Source organism: Microcoleus sp. PH2017_28_MFU_U_A, assembly GCF_020738035.1.
Taxonomy (GTDB): domain Bacteria; phylum Cyanobacteriota; class Cyanobacteriia; order Cyanobacteriales; family Microcoleaceae; genus Microcoleus.
In genome coordinates this window covers 1-18,446 of the sequence record NZ_JAEQCX010000133.1, presented here as the reverse complement: position 1 = coordinate 18,446, position 18,446 = coordinate 1, and the positions used below count along the sequence as shown (strand labels likewise).

Sequence of the window (18,446 nt, the reverse complement as noted above, 5' to 3'; positions counted from 1 at the left end):
CCGTTGGTGCCGCACCCTTAGAAGTATTGAAAGAGTATATTAGAAATCAAGAAAAGCCGTCCTAAAAGGACGGGGCTTGTATCCCATTTTCTTGGTCACTCAATCGCAATGAATGAATCCGTGTATGCAAAGCATCAGGCAACTAATACTCGTATCGCGACAATAGACAGCATGACGAATCGCCAATTGCCTCTAGAAGGTGCGCTCAAAGCTTTAGTAAGAATCGGAATTACGCCCGAGACGTTAGCACTTGTAAGTGAAATTTATGGGCTACAGATAGATGATTTACTGTCCTTGATTACACCTTGACATCTAACCCCCCTCCCTAACCTTATTCGCCCTTAACCGGGCGGTTTTTTGTACCTGTTCTCCCTCTATTCCCAGCTTGGCTAGCCAGCGCCGGAATAGGGGGCAGGCAAAACAAAACCCGTCCGGTTAAGGGCGGGTCATAAATCTTAACATTAGGGGCGGTTATGCCTCTTTTTTTTCGTTAAACTGAAAGACGAGATGAGCGAAAAATGAGCGGAAATTATCAACCAGAGATTGAGTGAGATTCCTAAATGGCGTAGCCATAAGCTGTCTGAGCAATGGGCGGAGAGAGAATCGAACTCTCATACCTTTCGGTGTCAGATTTTGAGTCTGATGCGTCTACCAATTTCGCCACCCGCCCTTTTTGGTGGTTTCACCATCATAACACGCCGATCGACTTTCTGCAAGCAAAGATTCATAATTTTTTGAACTTGCCCAGCGATCGATCTCTTTGGCGCGCAATACTGGTACAGGATGGGACAACTGAGCCGTTTGAGCTTGCTTGAGCATTTCCCCGAGTTCCGTGCTACTGAGGTCGTCGTAGGCCCGCGCTTGCGCCAAAAACGCATCGAGATTCAGTTTCGGTGCTAACGTCGGCGAACCTCCGGCCAGTTTCATCAGCACTGATGCTACCACTCTGGGGTCTTGGGTGGCGAGTAAGGCGGCGCGATCGCACGTAAATTCTGCACAGCGCAACCATTCCAACATTTGCGTCTGCAAACCCTGGGCGAATACGGTTCCCAAAGGCGAAATTTGACCGGCGGCCAATACAATTAAATTAGCCAGAGTCAGATAAACTCCGTGTTCGCACTTCAAATGTCCCAACTCGTGAGCGATTACGGCTTTCACTTCCTCGTCGGTGAGCAAATCAATCAGCGAAGTGTGCATCACCACAAACGGCTGTTTTCCCCGCATCGCAAAGGTGTAAGCATTGGGCATCGGATGCTGGCGGACATAAAGCTGCGGTACTTCCAAATCCAGAGTTTTGCAAGCATCCACTAGCAATTGATGCAGGTGCGGCAGTTGATTTTCGCTGACTAGGACGCTGGAAGCCAGATTTTCGAGCATGAAAAACTGTTCGCCAAGTTGTCCCAGCAACTGCCGCACCATCAAATCTAGTCCGGGCAGTTGTTTGAGCGCGTTGGTGGCTTCCAAGTCCAGCGGGTGCCGAAACTGGTCTGCTTTTAAACCGATGAGCGGGATGTTTAACATTTTAGTCAGTTGGTCATTGGGCAGTTGGCAGTGGTTATTTGTTATTTGTTATTTGTTATTTATTATTTATTAGTTATGAGAACTAATAAATAATAACTCTTCGACCCTTCGACTAAGCGAGCGGGCACCGCAAATAACCGACAACCAATAACAAATAACCACTAACTACTAACTAACAGTTTAAACTCGATCGCACGGGATTGACAGGAGCCTCAGCCGTCGCCGGGTCTGTGCCCTCTTTGACTCGTCGCAACTTGGCTCCCAATTTTTGGAGTTTCATCTCTAACTGCTCGTAGCCCCGATCTAAATGCTGCAAGCTGCTGATGGTGGTGACACCATCGGCTGCAAGTCCCGCGATTACCAAAGCCGCCGAAGCCCGCAAATCTGTTGCGACTACGGGCGCACCCGACAGCATTGGGACTCCGCGCACTACGGCGACATTGCCTTTAACGCGAATGTCGGCGCCCATGCGGTTGAGTTCTGCTACGTGGCGCAAGCGGTTCTCAAATACGGTTTCTTTGATCAAGCTGTCTCCTTCGCTCAGCGTCAGCAAAGCCATAAACGGAGCTTGCATATCTGTGGAGAAACCCGGGTAAGGCAGAGTTTCGATGTCTGTGGCGGTGTGAATTTTGCCGGGAACTATCCGCACAATGTCGGATTCTACGATAATTTTCGCCCCCATTGTCTGCAATTTGGCAATAACTGCGGTCAGGTGGTCGGGAATTACCGACGACAAACTGATTTCTGAGTGAGTGATGGCTCCTGCTAATAAAAATGTTCCGGCTTCGATGCGATCGGGAATAATTGCATAGTCTACCGCGTGGAGTTTCTCAACTCCCGAAATGACGATCGTATTTGTGCCCGCGCCTTGAATTTTGGCTCCCATCGCACGGCAGAAATTCGCCAAATCGACGACTTCCGGTTCTTGAGCCGCGTTTTCAATTACGGTTTCTCCTTCCGCTAAAGTCGCCGCCATCATCAAAGTTTCAGTGGCGCCGACGCTGGGGTAGTCCAAATAAATTTTGGCTCCTTTCAAGCGGCGGTTCGGCCCTTTGACGTAAGCGTTAACAGTACCGTGATCGATGTGGACTTCGGCACCAAGGGCTTGCAGGCCCCGAACGTGGAGTTCTACGGGCCTGGCGCCGATGGCACAACCACCTGGTAATGGCACTTTGGCAAATCCCAAACGCGCTAGCAGGGGCCCGATGATGAAGAAGCTCGCCCGCAGTTGGCTGACTAATTCGTAGGGGGCTTGAGCATCCAGGAGGTTGCTGGCGTTGATGTCTAAAGTATCGCCATTCTGCTGTACTTTGACTCCTACAGCCGAGAGAATTTGCCCCATGCGGGCGACATCGACCAATGCGGGAACGTTGCGGATGTGGCAATCGTCAGGGCATAGTAGAGCTCCTGCCATGACTACTAAGGCCGAGTTTTTGGCGCCGCTGATTTTGACGTGTCCTTTCAGGGGCTGGCGACCCCAAATTTGTAATACTTGTTGGTCGCTTTCTGGTGAAGCGGACAGGTTAGATGAGTTTTGAGCTGGTGTAATGGGTTTGCCCTCCATAATGCGCTTCGTTACTTTATACATTAGTGAAATACCCAAACTAAACGAAATACCGTTATAGTTCGGGCTTCGTGTATCGTTTGCCGTTGCTCTGTTGGGTATACCCATTTCTGGGTATTCGTCACTGAAGACGATCCAAGTCTGACACAGCATCTCTGGCTTTTTACGGCCTTTATCCCGACCTAGGGAATCCACGCAGAAGCCCTGTTTCCCAAGGCAAAAAACTATTTTCGTACAACAAACTTGGATTATATTTTATGGTGGGACGTACCTTACCAACCAGCGGTCTGCTCTTTCCCCTTTTCTCTCGCAGTTGTCCGGGGCCAAGCATTTTACTGCTACTGTAGCCTGTTGTTTGCAGTCGAGTGGGTGGGTCGCAACCACTTATATCTTAGACTTTTGAGGAAATTGTCGCTTTTTTTTCATAGACCTTGCTTAGCTTATATCCCAATGCTGAATTGAGTACAATTACAGCGTGGGACTTACGCCAATTGAGTTAATTTTGGTTCGATTTTACCGGAAAGTTTTTATATGTCCAGGGGGGATGTTAAGAATTCCTGGTATTATACTTGCTCCCATTGTGGCTGGGTGAGGGTTTCAGGTTACGATCGCACGAATAATATCGATCAAGTCCTATGGAGTTATCTGTATCAAGATTTACTTTTGTTTGTGGTTGTCGATCGAGATGCAGATGTGGTGCTATTCTCAATAAGCTATTTTGTAGTACGGGCCGATGGGACGATCGACAAAGGTGTAGGATGTCAACTCGATCGACAATGCCGAGAAGTTCGCACGTTGTCGATCGCCCCAATGCCTGTGCTAACCTGTGACAACACCCTAGAGCCAAAGTTAGTGCTAGCAAATGGTTCACATTAAGCGGATCGAACTAACTAACTTTAAATCTTTTGGCGGCACAACGTCCATTCCCGTGCTGCCTGGTTTTACTGTGGTTTCCGGGCCCAACGGTTCAGGGAAGTCCAATATCCTCGATGCTTTGCTGTTTTGTCTGGGACTTTCGACTTCTAAGGGAATGCGGGCTGAACGTTTGCCGGATTTGGTGAACAGCGCCCAAAATAAGCGCGGTACGATTGAGGCTAGCGTGACTGCTACTTTTGCGCTGGAAGATGTGGGTGATGAATGGTTCGCTCAGGATGAAGATGAGGATGAGGATGAGGTAGAAAAGGCAGCGGATGATTTGTCTGTTGAGTCTGTTGAAGCAGAAGACGTAGAAGCAGTCGAAATTCCAGAAACTGAAGACAACAACGGACAATCATCAAATCCAAAATCCAAAATCCAAAATCCAAAATCGGATGAGTTATCTGTTGAAGAAGTCGAAGAAATAGAAATCGCCACCAGTCAAGAAAACAACGGACAACTACTCGCTAACAATCGAAAATCCAAAATCGAAAATCGAAAATCGGATGAGTGGAGTGTGACGCGCAAACTCCGAGTCACTCGTCAAGGAACTTATACGTCAAATTATTACATTAATGGCGCACCTTGCACGCTGACTCAACTGCACGAACAACTTAACCGTTTGCGAATTTATCCCGAAGGTTATAACGTTGTTTTGCAAGGAGACGTTACTAGCATTATTTCGATGAATTCTAAGGAACGCCGCGAAATTATTGATGAATTGGCAGGTGTGGCTCAATTCGATCGCAAAATCTCTCTCGCACGGCAGAAGTTGGATGAAGTTAAGGAAGTTGAAGAGCGCAGCGGGATTGTCGAAAAAGAACTGATTTCTCAGCGCGATAGACTGGCGAACGATCGCGCAAAAGCGGAAAAATATCAAAAGTTGCGGGCGGAATTTCAAGAAAAGTCGCAGTGGGAAATTGTTCTCAAGTTCCGTCAGTTGCAAAAGCAAGAGTGGAAACTGCGCGAACAAATCGAAACGGGCGATCGCAATTCTGCCTCTCTCACCGAACAATTGCAAACCATTACCACCCAAATTCAAGCAGCAACCGCTGAACTTGACGCGCTAAATGCTCGCGTTAAAGCTTTGGGTGAGTCGGAATTGTTGGCTTTGCAAGCAAGTATTGCCACTCAGGAAGCGGAACGGCGGCAACTCCAAAACCGCAAACAGGATTTGGAAACAACTGCTGGACAAATGGCTGCGAACATAGCACAAACTGAGGAAGAAGTGCGGCAGTTTCGGCAAAGTTTGGAGCAAATTGAGATTGAAATATCCTATGTGATGTCTCAAATAGCCACTTTTCAGGAACAGCGCGACGAAGCCCAGCAAAGTTTAGATCAGAGTCGGGAAGTTGCAAATGCGATCGCCTCGACGGCCGAAGTTTGGGTACAGCAACAAACGGAACTGCACCGCCAAATCGAGACAATTCAGCAAACTTTGGAGCCGCAGCGCACCGAACAAGCTACTATTGGTGAAAGAGCCGATCGCCTGCAAAGTCAAATTCAAGAACAAAACCAATCGCTGCAAGTATTGGAACAGGAAATTACAGCAAAAAAAAATCAGCAATCAAGCCTTGGGGAAACCCAAAAAGTTGCTGCTTTGCAAGTAGAATCGCTGAATCAGATTGTAGTCGCAGCCGAACAAGAATTGCAATTGCAACAGGAAACTCAAACTCGTTTGTTGGAAGAACAGCGGGAAAGACAGCGCAAGTTAGATAAGCTAGAAGTGCAGTTTCAAGCCCAGCAAGAAGCGAGCGGCACGTTTACTGCAAAAATTATCGCACAAAGCGGAATTGGCGGAGTTTGTGGCTTGGTGGCTCAACTGGGCAGAGTGGAGCCGCGCTTTCAGTTGGCGCTGGAAATTGCGGCGGGCGGCCGCATGGGTAATATGGTGGTGGAAAATGACAGTGTGGGTGCTGCTGCGATCGAATTGTTGAAGCAAAAACGGGCGGGAAGGATGACGTTTTTGCCTTTGAATAAGATTAGAGGCGGCAGGTTTTCGGTGAATGAAAATTTGCGGCGCGCGGCTGGATTTCTGGATGCGGCTGTGAATTTGATTGAGTGCGATGCGCGCTATCAGGAGATTTTTGCTTACGTTTTTGGCAGTACGGTGGTGTTTAGCAATCTTACTGATGCCCGCCGCTATTTGGGACAGTACCGGATTGTCACTTTGGATGGGGAAATTCTGGAAACTAGCGGCGCGATGACTGGGGGAAGTTCTACTAATAGATCTACTTTGCATTTTGGTACGGTTGATGCTATTGATGCTGCGGATGAAGCGCGGACAATTGCTGCTTTGCAAGAACGTATTGAGGAAATTGAGCGGATTTTGGAACGGTGCAAAATTGCGATCGATCGCGCTGCTGTTGCTGTCAAAACTCGCAGTCAAGAATTGATGGAGGCGAAGCAGAATTTGCGCGAACATCAGTTGCGCTTGGAACAGTTGGAGTCGGAAATAAAGAATTTGCAAGCGCAACAAGAACAAGTGCGATCGCAAATTGCTAAAAATACTCAGGAATTGACTGATTCGCGATCGCGATTGCAGTTGCTTGCGAGGGAATTGCCCGCACAGGAAACTCAATTGCAGCAGTACCGCCAAACTTTGGCGCAGTTGGAAGAGTCGAACAGTCACAGCGAATGGCAGCAAATGCAGTCGGGTTTGCGCGCTCAAGAAGCGCAACTGCAAGAGCGCGAATTGGCTCTGAGAAACGCCCAGCAGCGCCAAGGAGACTTGCAAAATCAATTCGGGCGCTTGGAAGAGAAAATTAAGGAAGGCAGCGAGAAATTGCAGGAATGGCAAGTGCAGCAAAATGCGGGAACTGATGCTGTAAACCGGATTGTTTCGCAGCAGTTAGAACTAGACGCACAGATTGCAGCAGCTAAGGCGGCTTTGGCCCAAATTGAGGAGAAATTGGGTTTGGAGAAGGGAGAACGCGATCGCGCAGAATCGCAACTGCGAGAGCAACATTTGGCAAAACAACAGTTACAATGGCAGTTGCAAAAACTGCACGAAACTCAGCAAGAACGCCGGGAACAATTAGCCGCCGTCCGCACTCTCATGGAAACGCAGCGAGCGGAAATGCCCGATCCGGTGCCGTCGATTCCTGAAAATGTAGAGAAAGCCAATTTGACGGAATTGCAGCAAGAAGTAAAGGCGATCGCCAAACGCATTCAAGCTTTAGAACCGGTGAATATGCTAGCATTGGAAGAGTACAACCGCACTCAAGAACGCCTGCAAGAATTGAGTCAAAAATTGACGACATTGGCAGGAGAACGCACTGAACTTTTGTTGAGAATCGAAAATTTTACCACGCTCAGGCGGCGCGCTTTTAAAGAAGCTTTCGATGCGGTTAACGAGAACTTCCAGACTATCTTTGCGGAACTTTCCGAAGGTGACGGCTATCTCCAGCTAGATGACCAAGAAGACCCCTTCAGCAGCGGTTTGAATTTGGTGGCTCACCCGAAGGGGAAACCCGTACAGCGGCTGGCTTCTATGTCGGGAGGTGAAAAGTCGCTGACGGCGCTGAGTTTTATTTTTGCGCTGCAACGCTACCGCCCGTCTACGTTCTACGCTTTTGATGAAGTGGATATGTTTTTGGATGGGGCAAATGTGGAGCGATTAGCTAGAATGATAAAACGACAGTCTGAACAAGCCCAGTTTATTGTTGTGAGTTTGCGGCGACCTATGATTCAATCGGCTGAGCGTACAATTGGTGTTACTCAAGCGCGGGGAGCTTATACTCAGGTCATCGGACTTAAGTTGTAGTCCCGGAGTATCTGTTGATGATGGTGTTCAGTGATATACATATTTGGTAAATCAGGATTAAAGTTAGAATGACATCAGAACAAATTTGCCAACGCTCCGATATTCTCGGCACTCAGGTCATCACCCGCGACAGAGGTAAGCGCTTGGGTGTCGTCAGTCAATTGTGGGTGGACATCGATCGCCGGGAAGTTGTGGCGATCGGTCTGCGTGATAATATATTTGCGATCGCTGGACTACCAAAGTTTATGTTCCTCAGCAATGTCAGCGAAATTGGCGACGTGCTGTTGGTGGAAGATGAAAGTGCGATCGAAGATGATGTCGATGTTGAAGTCTACAGCATTTTGATTAACAGCGAAGTGATTACCGAAACCGGCGAACTTTTGGGAAGGGTGCGGGGCTTTAGATTCGACCCGGAAGACGGTAAATTAGTTTCTATCGTCATCGCTTCCCTCGGAATCCCCCAAATCCCCGACCAAGTTCTCAGTACCTACGAGTTGGGGATTGAAGAAATTGTCAGCAGCGGCCCCAACCGCTTGATTGTATTTGAAGGTTCCGAGGAAAGGCTGAGGCAGCTTAGCGTGGGTTTGCTAGAGCGCGTCGGTTTGGGACAAGCACCTTGGGAACGCGACGAGGAGGAACAAGGCTATTATCCCAAACCTGTGGCTACAGACCATCAATTGGGCCCGGGCGTGCGGATTCCTGCACCGGAAATGCGAAGCCGAGTAGCAGCACCCGTGGTAGAAGAGGTTCCTTGGGATGAGGATTCGCAGTGGAATCGCCCACCGGTACGACAGCAGCAGATGCGCGCGATGCCGCAGCCTCAGCAGATAGACGATTATGATGAGTATGAAGAGGATAATTGGGGCGGCGAGGACGATTACGAGGAAGACGAGTACGAAGAGAAGCAGTACAGCCCTCAGGTTTCTCGCCCGAAGGAGCCTGTCGTGGTGGAGTACGAGTACGAGGATGATGTGGAGGCGGATGCTTGGGCTGACGATGAAGCATCGAAGCCTTACCAGGCTCCTCGGGTGAATATCCCTGAGAAGACTAAGACTCCTGAGTACGAGGAAGAGCCTGGTTATTAGGATTAATCCACTGGTTGAAACCAGTGGTTTAACATAGGAAATCCCTGTCCGAGAAAATCCTGGAAAGCCCGCTGTTGCGGGTTTTGTTTTGATATTATGTGATGTGCAGTTGCGTGTTTGTAGTGAGGACTTTAGTCCTCATCTCAAAGGACTAAAGTCCTTTGAGTATAATTAAATTGCATTCATTAACGAGGTAAATTATGCCGCTAACTGCAACCGAATACAAATATGTGGAATTAGATGAGAAGAACGTTCCTCTCATCGCCGGAACCACAATGAAAGTGATTGAATTAGTACAAGCTCATATCGCTTACGGGTGGAGTCCAGCGGAGTTGCACCTCAACCACCGATATTTGACAATGAGCCAAATTCATTCTGCTTTTGCTTATTATTGGGATCACAAACAAGAGCTTGATGCAGATATGCAGCGCAGGTTTGAGTATGCCGAAAAGTTGCGATTAGAGGCTGGCGAATCTGCTTTGGCTAAGAAACTGCGTGCCCAGGGACTAATTAAATGAGCATAGCGCTATATATGGACGAACATATCCACTTGGCAATTACGGTGGGATTGCAGTTTCGGGATGTAGATGTTCTGACGGTTCAAGACGACGGTAGAACAGGTATGCCCGACACTATTATACTCGATCGCGCAGCCGAGCTTCAGCGCGTTGTTTTTACCCAAGATGAGGATTTTTTAGCCATAGCAAACCGTCGCCAGCAAGAAGGAATAAATTTTGCTGGCGTCATCTACGCTCAGCAAAAAAGTGTAACTGTTGGTGATTGTATTCGTGACTTGGAAATCATCGCTAAGGTTAACGAATCTGAAGATTTAGCTAACTGCGTGCAGTACCTGCCTTTGTAGCAAAACCCGAAATAGCGAGATCCCCAGTCCGTGATATCATATCCAGTATTTCATTGGCAATATTCCGGCCGGGGCAGACTTATTAAATCTCTACCTTATATTACAGATACTGGTTAAGTTAGCAAAGGATGTCATTGCGAGCGAGCGAAGCAATCGCAGAGACTATGACGCTTCTCGATTAACTGATGTGCGCGCGGAGCAATTGCTTGTTTAACTGAACAGTATTGGTTTATATTACAGATACTCGTTAAGCCATCCTACAAAAACTATAGATATAAATTCGATCCTGCTTTCGCTCTTTTTCCTCCTCTGAATCCTCTGCGCCTCTGCGGCTCACAAAAAAGCCCCTTCACAAATATATTTAATATCAGCTCAAAAAAAATGAACCGTCAATGCAGAAAACTGAAAAATCAAACAGGAATTTTAATCTATCTCTCTATACTGTTATCATCATCGCTTCATTCATAGCAGTAGGGTATAAGTTCCCGATAGGAGGCAACTTTCCCGAATTGCCACAAATCCAATCGCTGCTCAATCCTGAACTCTACAAAAATGACTATCACGTTCAGGAAATGGTTAAATTAAATCCGAGATACTATTATTATCATATCATTTATTTGTTAGCAAGCCTAGGGTTAAGCATCCCCTTAGTACATTTTATTTATCAATTCCTAGCCTTTAGTTCAGTTATCCTAGCTTGTCGGGCAATTATCAGAATATATACTAATTCACAACTGCCAGTAGCAGCAATGAGTTTCTTGTGTTTAGCCGCATCATTTACAGATGTGGGAAACACGCTGATATTTTCCACAAAATCAGTACCGAGTACCTTCGCAATGGGTGTCGCAATCTGGGGAATTTATTTTAGTTTGCGTCAGAAATGGTTGACTGGATATTTCTTTTTTGGACTGGCTTGTCTGCTGCAATTTTTAGTGGGTTTGCTGCCGGGATTGATGATGGTTCCGGTTTTACTGATAAAATCTGTAAGAGAGCGAAAGTTCAAAACGTTGATTTGGGCGATCGCACTTTTAGCAGCAATGTCAAGTATAGTGTACGTACCCATGTTATTGGCAGGTACTACCGGCACTCAAACCATCGACAATGCCGAGTTTGTATTCATCCACGCCAAAGTCCGCAATCCTCACCACATCCTCCCCTCAAATTGGACTATTGGGAATTGGTTCAACTTTATATGTTTCATCAGTGGCGGCTTGCTGTGCATCAAAAATACCGACTTACTCCAAAAAGAAGACAAGATTAATTTTTACATAATTGTTAGCACGTCAATTTTCGCGCTGTTCCTAAACTACGTATTTGTAGAAGTTTACCCGCTGGCTTTAATCGCCAAACTGCAATTGGCGAGAACCGTTCCATTTGCTCAGTTAATTATATTTATTGCTGTTAGTTTAACCATCGAGAAGCTTTACACAAATAAAAAAATAGCTGTTAGCTTGTTGCTGCTATCTGTACTGACTTTGCCTTTTCGAGGTGTAATTTTCCTCGGATTATCAGTTTGGCAAACCAGAAATTACGTATTTCCCAAGAGATACAATATATTGCTGTGGATTTTTACAGCAGTAACGTTAATTGTTAGTTTGATATATCCGGTGACTGATTCGTGGGAAATAATCGGCAATCGCCTAATTAGCATACCTATCCTCTTTTCAATTCTTGCCTTGCCTTTCATTTTAGAACAAACATCTATATCTACACCACTCACACAAATAGTAACCCATATTTTAGCTTTGGCAACTACCGCCATCTTAGTTTTTGGAGTAGGAGGGATTTTACCAAAGCCAATGTTAGAAATATTTCAAAAAAGAGTTAATATTAATGTAGTTCCCAGCGACGACTTAAACAGATTAGCTTTACACTTTTCGCAAATTAGCAATCAAGATGCACTCATATTAATTCCACCTTCAGTTACCAGCTTCCAGTTTTACTCTCAGCGAGCTATAGTAGTTAATTTTAAGAACTTTCCCTTGACAGAAACAGGAATCAAAGAGTGGCAAAATCGCATGGAAGCCGTTTTAGGAGTTCCCTTAAATCCGCAAATGATTTGGGGAGGGAACGACTTATTCAGCCGTCGCAGCAGTACGGATTTAGTCAAAGTAGCCCAAAAATATCATGCCGATTATATCCTGACTCGCAGCGATTGGCATCCCAACATTGAAGGAGAAATAGTAGATAAACAAGGTAAATGGATAATCTTTAAAATCCGATAATATCAAATGTGTTTCAACCGCAATTTCCCGGCGAATAGAATTCGCGGCTATACAAACAAAGTCCGCGCAACGCGAGACTGAAGAAAAAGAGAGAGAATTTTACTCGTTACCAGTTCATTTAGTCGGGCGTTGCGCCGACTTTGTTTGTATAGAAGCGGTTTCAACCGCCGAATCTTATCAACAGTTAAATATCAAAACCCGAATCATCAATAATTTCGCAAATCTGCTTATCCACATAATCAGCAGCCACATTCCGCGCAATCAACTCAGCCAAAATCCCCAAAGAAATCAACTGCACCGACAGAATTGTACACAAAATCCCAAAAAATAGCAAAGGTCGATTCCCGATCGGCCCAAAGTGCATCCCGGCTAAATTCAGAAACCAAATCACAATCAAATAACTCAGCGAAAAAGTTCCCACCAAGCCAAAACACAACCCCAATCCGCCAAACAAATGACCCGGTTTGTGCAAATATTGCGTCGTCGCCAACACCGTCAACAAATCAATAAATCCCCGCGCGTAGCGTTCCCAGCCATAATTGGATTTGCCATGTTTGCGCGGATGGTGTTCGACAACTACTTCGCCAATTTTAAAACCTAAATTATTTGCTAATGCTGGAATATAGCGGTGCAATTCCCCGTACAATTTAATCGAATGCAAAACCTCCCGGCGATAAGCCTTGAAACCGCAATTCATGTCGTGCATTTGCACCCCAGTCAGCAAACACGCAACTGTATTAAACAAGCGGGAAGGTAAAGTTTTAGAAAGCGGGTCGTTGCGCTTTCTTCGCCAACCGGAAACTAAATCAAATCCCAATTCTAAATGATCTAAAAATTTGGGAATTTCGGCGGGATCATCCTGTAAATCTGCATCGAGAGTAAAGATAATTTTCCCTGCTGCATTGCGAAATCCTGCTGAAAGTGCGGAGGATTTGCCAAAGTTGCGGCGCATTCTTATCGCTTTAATTCGTTGGGGAAATTGAACAGCTAAATCGACAATTTCTCGCCAAGAAGCATCGCGGCTACCATCGTCTATGAAAATAACTTCGTAACTTGCGATTCCTGTTTGGGACATGACGATGGTAATTTTTTCAAACAGTAATTTCAGTGTTGCTTCTTCATTGTGAACGGGAATTACAAAGCTGAGATCTTTTTGCATAGCTGATTTTTGTAAGTGTTATTGATTAGAGAAGATTGCAAAAGTCCTTTTAATCATTTTTGGGGGACGGGCTAGAAGCCCATCCCACAATTTTTTGTTTTATTGTGGGATGGGCTTTGAGCATCGTCCCAATTATTTTTGCAAGATGTCTATCGCTTGGGAGTTTCGCAAAGCTACCCAACCTTCGCGGTTTTTGAATGAAGCATAGGCTGTCAATAATTTATCGGTTGGCGATGTTTGAATGTATCCTCTCCAAGCTGCGGATTCGTAGGCTACCCCAAATAAGTTAACTAAGTCGGGGCGGGGAAATCCTGACATAGCGAAACCTCGAACTACATTTTCTTGGTTGAGAATGACAATACATTTTACATGATTTTCGGGATCTCCTACCCAACCAATTACTCTGGCGGCGGCTGGTGCGAGTTTGGTGATTGTATCAAAATATCCGGGTACTCCGTCTTTGGGGGCTGAGAGTAAATTCGGGTCGATTTTTGTGTCTAATGCTGCACAAAAGTTGTATTTTTTGATGTCTCGATTGAATGGTACTAAGTTGTTAGTTTTTAAGGCATCGATTAACCCGACAAATGCGGCGGGTTTGTTTCCTACTCTCTCTTTAATTAGGGTGATGTCGGTGATGCCTAATTGCAATGATAGTGCTACTAGCGGTTGATAGGTTGCTCTGCGGGCGATCGCCATTGCAGTTTCGCCTCCCACCCCGTACATTAAAATGACGGCTGCTATCACGACTGCAAACAGCGGTGTCAGCCATCGTCCTTGGATTCTCGGTGTGGGCTGTAACTCGCGTACCGCAAGCACTATGAGGATAATTGTACTCATCCAAAACAAGGCTGGGAGTGTGGCGTAGCGGGAAGCGGTAGCCTGTTCGACTCCAAATCCCGATCGACTAACTGCGGCCATTAAAGCCGTTTGCAGGGTGTACAATTGGATGGACAGCCAAGGCAGCCAATTTTGGCGATTTCCTACAGGATAGCCAAGCTGCACAGACTTTTTTACCAATAGCCAATAACCCACAAAACCCGTTACAGCAATCAAACCAATTATACCAATAATTGACGCAACAATAATGTTTTCGGTAAAAATACCCCCGAGATAAATCGGAATATATTCGAGAGTTTTCAGCGGATTGATTTTAGTTAAAGAAGGATGATTGGACGGAGTTTTGTAAGTTAAGAAATAAATACCAATCACCGCAATCGAAGCAGCAAAATACAAATAAGTTATCCGCCGAGGAAACCGAAGCACAATCGCAGCCCCACACAATATCGGCCACAAACCTAAAGGAGTGCTGTAACTAATACAACCTAAAATCCCAAAAACAATACTACCAATTACCCACTTGTTTTGTTGCCATCCCTCATTCCCAATCTTTGCCGGAGAATGAATACCTAAAGGTTGTGCTTCTCTGCTATTTAATAATAAATTAACATAGGATTGCAAACAAAATATCGAACAAATTACAAATAAATTAGCAATAATCCAGTGGACGCCACTGAATCCCCGCATCCAGTTGTGTGCCGCCGCCGGAGTAAAATTAAAAATAGAAATACACAGGATGACTGAGATAAATTGTAGTGGAAAATTCCTTAATCTTAAAGGTAGTAAAGCAATCAAGACATAGCACTGAATCCAAGCCAAAAACCAAGCAATCAAACATAAACCAATATTTGAACCTTGGGTGATAATAATATTCAAGCCATAGATAATCGCCGGAATCAAGACAAAATGCTCATTCGCCCGAAATATCCAATTAAAAGGATTTGTAGAGAAACCGTCTACTGAATAAAAATTCCAAGTCATCCACCAATAATCAAAATTAGACAAGTCTCCCGCTTGGGATATCAAGTACAAAATATATGACGCTGGTATGAGAATGCCGATAACTGAGGTGATAATTAAAACATATTGGTTCTTGATTTTCATGAATTCGGAGATAGATATTTTTAAAGATTTACTCAATTATTTATTTCACTTATTTAATGGTTGTTAGCCCCTACCTAGAAGGCAAATTGTTTTTAAGGCGGGGTTTAAATCCCGTCTTAAAAACTTCGGGCATCTGTCACTCGCACATCTGTCAACTGTCAACTGTCAACTGTCAACTGTTTAACCAGCATTTCTCTGAGCCCTTGCCGCCAGTGGGGAGGATAGGTTCCCAGAAGTGCTGATATTTTCACTGTGGAAAGTACAGAAAAAGCGGGACGTTTTGCGGGTGTGGGATATTCGGCGGTGGTGATGGGAATTACGCGCTTGATTTTGAGGGGAAAGCCGAGTTTCTCTGCTTCTTCAAAAATGGCGATCGCAAAATCGTACCAACTACACACACCGCTGTTAGTATACTGGTAAGTCCCAAAACTTTCTAGCCCAAGCAGAGGGATGATTTGGGCAGTTGCAGCCCCCAAATCTGCCGTCGAAGTTGGACTTCCAATCTGATCTGCTACTACCCGAAGTTCTTCCCTATCTTTGCCCAATCTCAGCATGGTTTTGACAAAGTTGCCTTTGCCGCCGTTACCGTAAACCCAGGCGGTTCTAATAATAATATGTCGGTTTCCCGCTTTTCTAATTGCTTCCTCGCCTGCTAATTTGGACTTCCCGTAAATTCCCAATGGGTTTGTAGAATCTGTTTCGAGATAAGCAGAACCACTGCTACCGTCAAATACGTAATCAGTGGAAAAGTGGATTAAACTTGCTCCCAGTTTCTCGCATTCTTCGGCAAAGATTCCGGGTGCGATACCATTGACTGCGTGGGCTAAGTCTGCTTCGCTTTCGGCTTTGTCCACCGCAGTGTAAGCAGCGGCATTCACGACTACATCCGGTTGAATGTCAGCCATTGCTTGACGGATGGTTTCGGGTTGGGATAAATCGACGGAAGTGCGATCGACTGCAATGACCTCTCCCACAGATAATAAGATGGGATGCAATTCTTGAGCTAGCTGTCCGCTACCGCCTGTCAGTAAAATTTTCATTGTTAAAACACTTGAGCTTTTTTCAAGGTTTGTCCGGCTTTGTCTTTAGGTGATAAAATTGGTTCGGCACCATCTAGCGGCCAGGCGATCGCCAAATCAGGATCATTCCATACAATACACCGCTCGTGTCCCGGTGCATAGTAGTCTGTAGTTTTGTACAAAACTTCAGCAATGTCTGATACTACTAAAAAACCGTGAGCAAATCCCGCCGGCACCCAAAATTGCCGTTTATTTTCAGCACTAATCAAACAGCCCACCCACTGTCCGAAAGTCGGCGAACTTTTTCTAATATCCACCGCCACATCATATATTTCGCCCGCAACAACCCGCAGCAATTTGCCTTGAGGCTGCTGCATTTGGTAGTGCAAACCGCGCAGCACATTTTTAGAAGACTTGGAATGATTGTCTTGAACAAATTCTGCCGTCACGCCTGTTTTTTCGACAAAAGCTTGGTGATTGAAACTCTCAAAAAAGAAACCGCGATCGTCTCCGAAAATTTTAGGCTCAATTATCAGAACATCCGGTATTTCTGTAGATATAACATTCATAGTTGGCTGTATCGCGTGATAAACTTATACTCAGTCTATGCTATCTTACTATGAAAACTGACACATATCTCAAAAAATTGTATGCAAACCGATTTGATTCCCGACAGATGCAAGCAAAGGTGGCACTTTGGAAAGTTTTAATTGACGAATTTTTACAAGATTATGTTCCTCCAGAATCGGCAGTTTTAGATATTGGCGGCGGTTACTGCGAGTTTATCAATCAAATTCGGGCGGGCGAAAAATGTTTAATTGACCTGAATCCCGATTCCAAATTATTTGCTGATGCTGATGTCAAGGTGCTGAATATTGATGTGCTTAATTTAGATAATCATACTTCTTTTACCGAACACTTCGATCGCATTTTCATCTCGAACTTCTTTGAACACCTCCGCAACAAAGAGGAACTTGTAGAAATCATCTCATTTTGCTTTGATGCGCTGAAGCCTAGCGGTTCTCTTTTGGTAATTCAGCCAAACTTCAAATACTCTTACAAGGAATACTACGATTTTATCGATCATCAATTACCGATTACGCATTTATCGCTGCAAGAGCTTTTACAAACTGTCGGGTTTAAAGTTGATGTGATGATACCGAGATTTTTACCGTTTTCGACGAAAGGGCGGCCGGCTTCGCCGTTGTTGTTAAAGGTTTACCTGAAATTGCCTTTTTTATGGCGTTTTTTGGGCGGGCAAATGTTTGTTAAGGCGTCGAAACCCAACTATTGAGGCAGAATTGTGCGATCGCAATATTATGCCCGATCCGACTGAATTCGATCGCCAATAAGTGCGATCGCCCTTAATATTATACCAGAACAGGTTGATGAAATTAGGTAGAAACCGGGTTTTTGGCAAAATCCCCATCGCAGCCTTAAATCTCCGAAAAACCCGGTTTCTTTAAATTTGATCGCCCTCCAAAATCTGCCGGGGCGGGTTTATGAAATCAATCGTATTGTATCGTAAACCTTGGCGAACCCGCCCCTACGAAAATCAGATAAAAATTGGTTCAATCGCCCGAATTTAACATCATAAAATGTTCGGTAAATTCACAATTATTGTAGGGGCGGGTTCGCCAAGATATCCGATCGAAACTATCAATCTATGAAACCCGCCCCCACCCAACAAATAAGCCCGTGAAGCGAAGCTATCCCGTAGGGAATCGCCCTTATTATTGCATCTCTACAAATCTGGATCGCACACAGCCCCTAAAGATGCGATCGTCGCTTTTTCAGCCTCCGTCAAACCCGTAACGCCCGCGATATTCATACCCTCATAAGGTCCTTCAGCTATCAGCGTTTTGATGCACTCACCAGTCTTGACATCCCAAAGCTTAATAGTTGCATCAAAGCTGCCACTAGCCAAAATTTTACCGTCTGGACTGAATGCAACTGAACTTGCAGTATCGCTATGACCTTGAAAAGTTTGAAGGCATTCACCGCTGTGGCAATCCCATAATTTTATAGTGCGATCGGCACTGCTACTAGCCAGGGTTTTACCATCTGGACTAAATGCAATCGACCATACAAAATTGCTATGACCTTGCCAAGTTTCAAGGCATTCACCGCTATGGCAATCCCACAACTTTACAGTTCGATCGGCACTGCTACTAGCCAGGGTTTTACCATCTGGACTAAATGCAATCGACCATACAAAATTGCTATGACCTTGCCAAGTCTCAAGGGATTCACCACTGTGGCAATCCCACAACTTTACAGTTCGATCGGCACTGCTACTAGCCAAAGTTTTACCGTCTGGACTAAAGGCAACTGAATTTACCAAATCGCTGTGACCTTGCCAAGTTTGGAGGCATTCACCAGTTTGGCA

Annotated in this window: 14 protein-coding genes and 1 tRNA gene; 7 read left to right on the top strand and 8 right to left on the bottom strand. The window is 45.3% G+C overall.

Features of this window, described 5'->3' with window-relative positions; genetic code table 11:
• Positions 1-588: 588 nt before the first annotated feature.
• From JGK14_RS29145 to murA, 3 genes are all read right to left on the bottom strand, one after another.
• A tRNA-Leu gene (locus tag JGK14_RS29145) sits at positions 589-670 on the bottom strand.
• Complete coding sequence (locus JGK14_RS29140; RefSeq protein ID WP_293185972.1) at positions 649-1,521, bottom strand: M48 family metallopeptidase; 873 nt, start codon at positions 1,519-1,521, stop codon at positions 649-651. The genes JGK14_RS29145 and JGK14_RS29140 overlap by 22 nt, the downstream gene beginning before the upstream one ends.
• 172 nt (positions 1,522-1,693) lie before the next feature.
• A complete protein-coding gene (gene murA / locus JGK14_RS29135) occupies positions 1,694-3,109 on the bottom strand; it encodes a UDP-N-acetylglucosamine 1-carboxyvinyltransferase (protein WP_293208277.1) in 1,416 nt (471 codons plus the stop codon).
• 507 nt (positions 3,110-3,616) lie between these two features.
• On the opposite strand from murA, the gene JGK14_RS29130 reads away from it, so the two are divergent.
• From JGK14_RS29130 to JGK14_RS29105, 6 genes are all read left to right on the top strand, one after another.
• Positions 3,617-3,961 carry a hypothetical protein gene (locus JGK14_RS29130; protein WP_293185971.1) on the top strand — a complete coding sequence of 115 codons (345 nt, stop codon included), beginning with the start codon at positions 3,617-3,619 and terminating at the stop codon, positions 3,959-3,961.
• Complete coding sequence (gene smc / locus JGK14_RS29125; RefSeq protein ID WP_325315804.1) at positions 3,948-7,766, top strand: chromosome segregation protein SMC; 3,819 nt, start codon at positions 3,948-3,950, stop codon at positions 7,764-7,766. The genes JGK14_RS29130 and smc overlap by 14 nt, the downstream gene beginning before the upstream one ends.
• A gap of 68 nt (positions 7,767-7,834) precedes the next feature.
• The gene (locus tag JGK14_RS29120; RefSeq protein ID WP_293185969.1) at positions 7,835-8,851 is read left to right on the top strand and encodes a PRC-barrel domain-containing protein; all 1,017 of its coding nucleotides are present in this window, start codon (positions 7,835-7,837) and stop codon (positions 8,849-8,851) included.
• 200 nt (positions 8,852-9,051) lie between these two features.
• Complete coding sequence (locus JGK14_RS29115; RefSeq protein WP_293185968.1) at positions 9,052-9,369, top strand: DUF433 domain-containing protein; 318 nt, start codon at positions 9,052-9,054, stop codon at positions 9,367-9,369.
• Positions 9,366-9,713, top strand: a complete 348-nt coding sequence (locus JGK14_RS29110; RefSeq protein WP_293185967.1) for a DUF5615 family PIN-like protein — start codon at positions 9,366-9,368, stop codon at positions 9,711-9,713. The genes JGK14_RS29115 and JGK14_RS29110 overlap by 4 nt, the downstream gene beginning before the upstream one ends.
• Positions 9,714-10,105: 392 nt before the next feature.
• Positions 10,106-11,938: a DUF6798 domain-containing protein gene (locus tag JGK14_RS29105; protein WP_293226122.1), complete on the top strand. Its 1,833-nt coding sequence runs from the start codon at positions 10,106-10,108 to the stop codon at positions 11,936-11,938.
• Positions 11,939-12,122: 184 nt separating this feature from the next.
• Here JGK14_RS29105 and JGK14_RS29100 read toward each other — a convergent pair whose 3' ends face one another.
• The 4 genes from JGK14_RS29100 to rfbC form a co-directional block, all read right to left on the bottom strand.
• Positions 12,123-13,097, bottom strand: a complete 975-nt coding sequence (locus tag JGK14_RS29100) for a glycosyltransferase family 2 protein (protein WP_293198743.1) — start codon at positions 13,095-13,097, stop codon at positions 12,123-12,125.
• A 132-nt stretch (positions 13,098-13,229) separates the two neighbouring features.
• Complete coding sequence (locus JGK14_RS29095; RefSeq protein ID WP_293193408.1) at positions 13,230-15,038, bottom strand: hypothetical protein; 1,809 nt, start codon at positions 15,036-15,038, stop codon at positions 13,230-13,232.
• Positions 15,039-15,196: 158 nt separating this feature from the next.
• Positions 15,197-16,078, bottom strand: coding sequence for a dTDP-4-dehydrorhamnose reductase (rfbD, locus tag JGK14_RS29090; protein ID WP_325315803.1), 882 nt, complete (start codon positions 16,076-16,078; stop codon positions 15,197-15,199).
• A 2-nt stretch (positions 16,079-16,080) separates the two neighbouring features.
• Positions 16,081-16,626, bottom strand: coding sequence for a dTDP-4-dehydrorhamnose 3,5-epimerase (gene rfbC, locus JGK14_RS29085; protein ID WP_293271797.1), 546 nt, complete (start codon positions 16,624-16,626; stop codon positions 16,081-16,083).
• 50 nt (positions 16,627-16,676) lie between these two features.
• On the opposite strand from rfbC, the gene JGK14_RS29080 reads away from it, so the two are divergent.
• Complete coding sequence (locus JGK14_RS29080; protein WP_293242580.1) at positions 16,677-17,351, top strand: class I SAM-dependent methyltransferase; 675 nt, start codon at positions 16,677-16,679, stop codon at positions 17,349-17,351.
• Positions 17,352-17,801: 450 nt separating this feature from the next.
• On the opposite strand, the gene JGK14_RS29075 is transcribed toward JGK14_RS29080, so the two are convergent.
• On the bottom strand, positions 17,802-18,446 hold a 645-nt coding region (locus JGK14_RS29075; RefSeq protein WP_293198753.1), incomplete at its 5' end, for a WD40 repeat domain-containing protein.

What these genes read in the sequence shown, in the direction of transcription:
- JGK14_RS29130 (WP_293185971.1), top strand. Translation starts at nt 3,617, where the DNA reads ATGTCCAGGGGGGATGTTAAGAATTCCTGGTATTATACTTGCTCCCAT.
- rfbC (WP_293271797.1), bottom strand. Translation starts at nt 16,626, where the DNA reads ATGAATGTTATATCTACAGAAATACCGGATGTTCTGATAATTGAGCCT.
- JGK14_RS29100 (WP_293198743.1), bottom strand. Translation starts at nt 13,097, where the DNA reads ATGCAAAAAGATCTCAGCTTTGTAATTCCCGTTCACAATGAAGAAGCA.
- JGK14_RS29095 (WP_293193408.1), bottom strand. Translation starts at nt 15,038, where the DNA reads ATGAAAATCAAGAACCAATATGTTTTAATTATCACCTCAGTTATCGGC.
- smc (WP_325315804.1), top strand. Translation starts at nt 3,948, where the DNA reads ATGGTTCACATTAAGCGGATCGAACTAACTAACTTTAAATCTTTTGGC.
- JGK14_RS29120 (WP_293185969.1), top strand. Translation starts at nt 7,835, where the DNA reads ATGACATCAGAACAAATTTGCCAACGCTCCGATATTCTCGGCACTCAG.
- JGK14_RS29115 (WP_293185968.1), top strand. Translation starts at nt 9,052, where the DNA reads ATGCCGCTAACTGCAACCGAATACAAATATGTGGAATTAGATGAGAAG.
- rfbD (WP_325315803.1), bottom strand. Translation starts at nt 16,078, where the DNA reads ATGAAAATTTTACTGACAGGCGGTAGCGGACAGCTAGCTCAAGAATTG.
- JGK14_RS29080 (WP_293242580.1), top strand. Translation starts at nt 16,677, where the DNA reads ATGAAAACTGACACATATCTCAAAAAATTGTATGCAAACCGATTTGAT.
- JGK14_RS29140 (WP_293185972.1), bottom strand. Translation starts at nt 1,521, where the DNA reads ATGTTAAACATCCCGCTCATCGGTTTAAAAGCAGACCAGTTTCGGCAC.
- JGK14_RS29110 (WP_293185967.1), top strand. Translation starts at nt 9,366, where the DNA reads ATGAGCATAGCGCTATATATGGACGAACATATCCACTTGGCAATTACG.
- murA (WP_293208277.1), bottom strand. Translation starts at nt 3,109, where the DNA reads ATGTATAAAGTAACGAAGCGCATTATGGAGGGCAAACCCATTACACCA.
- JGK14_RS29105 (WP_293226122.1), top strand. Translation starts at nt 10,106, where the DNA reads ATGCAGAAAACTGAAAAATCAAACAGGAATTTTAATCTATCTCTCTAT.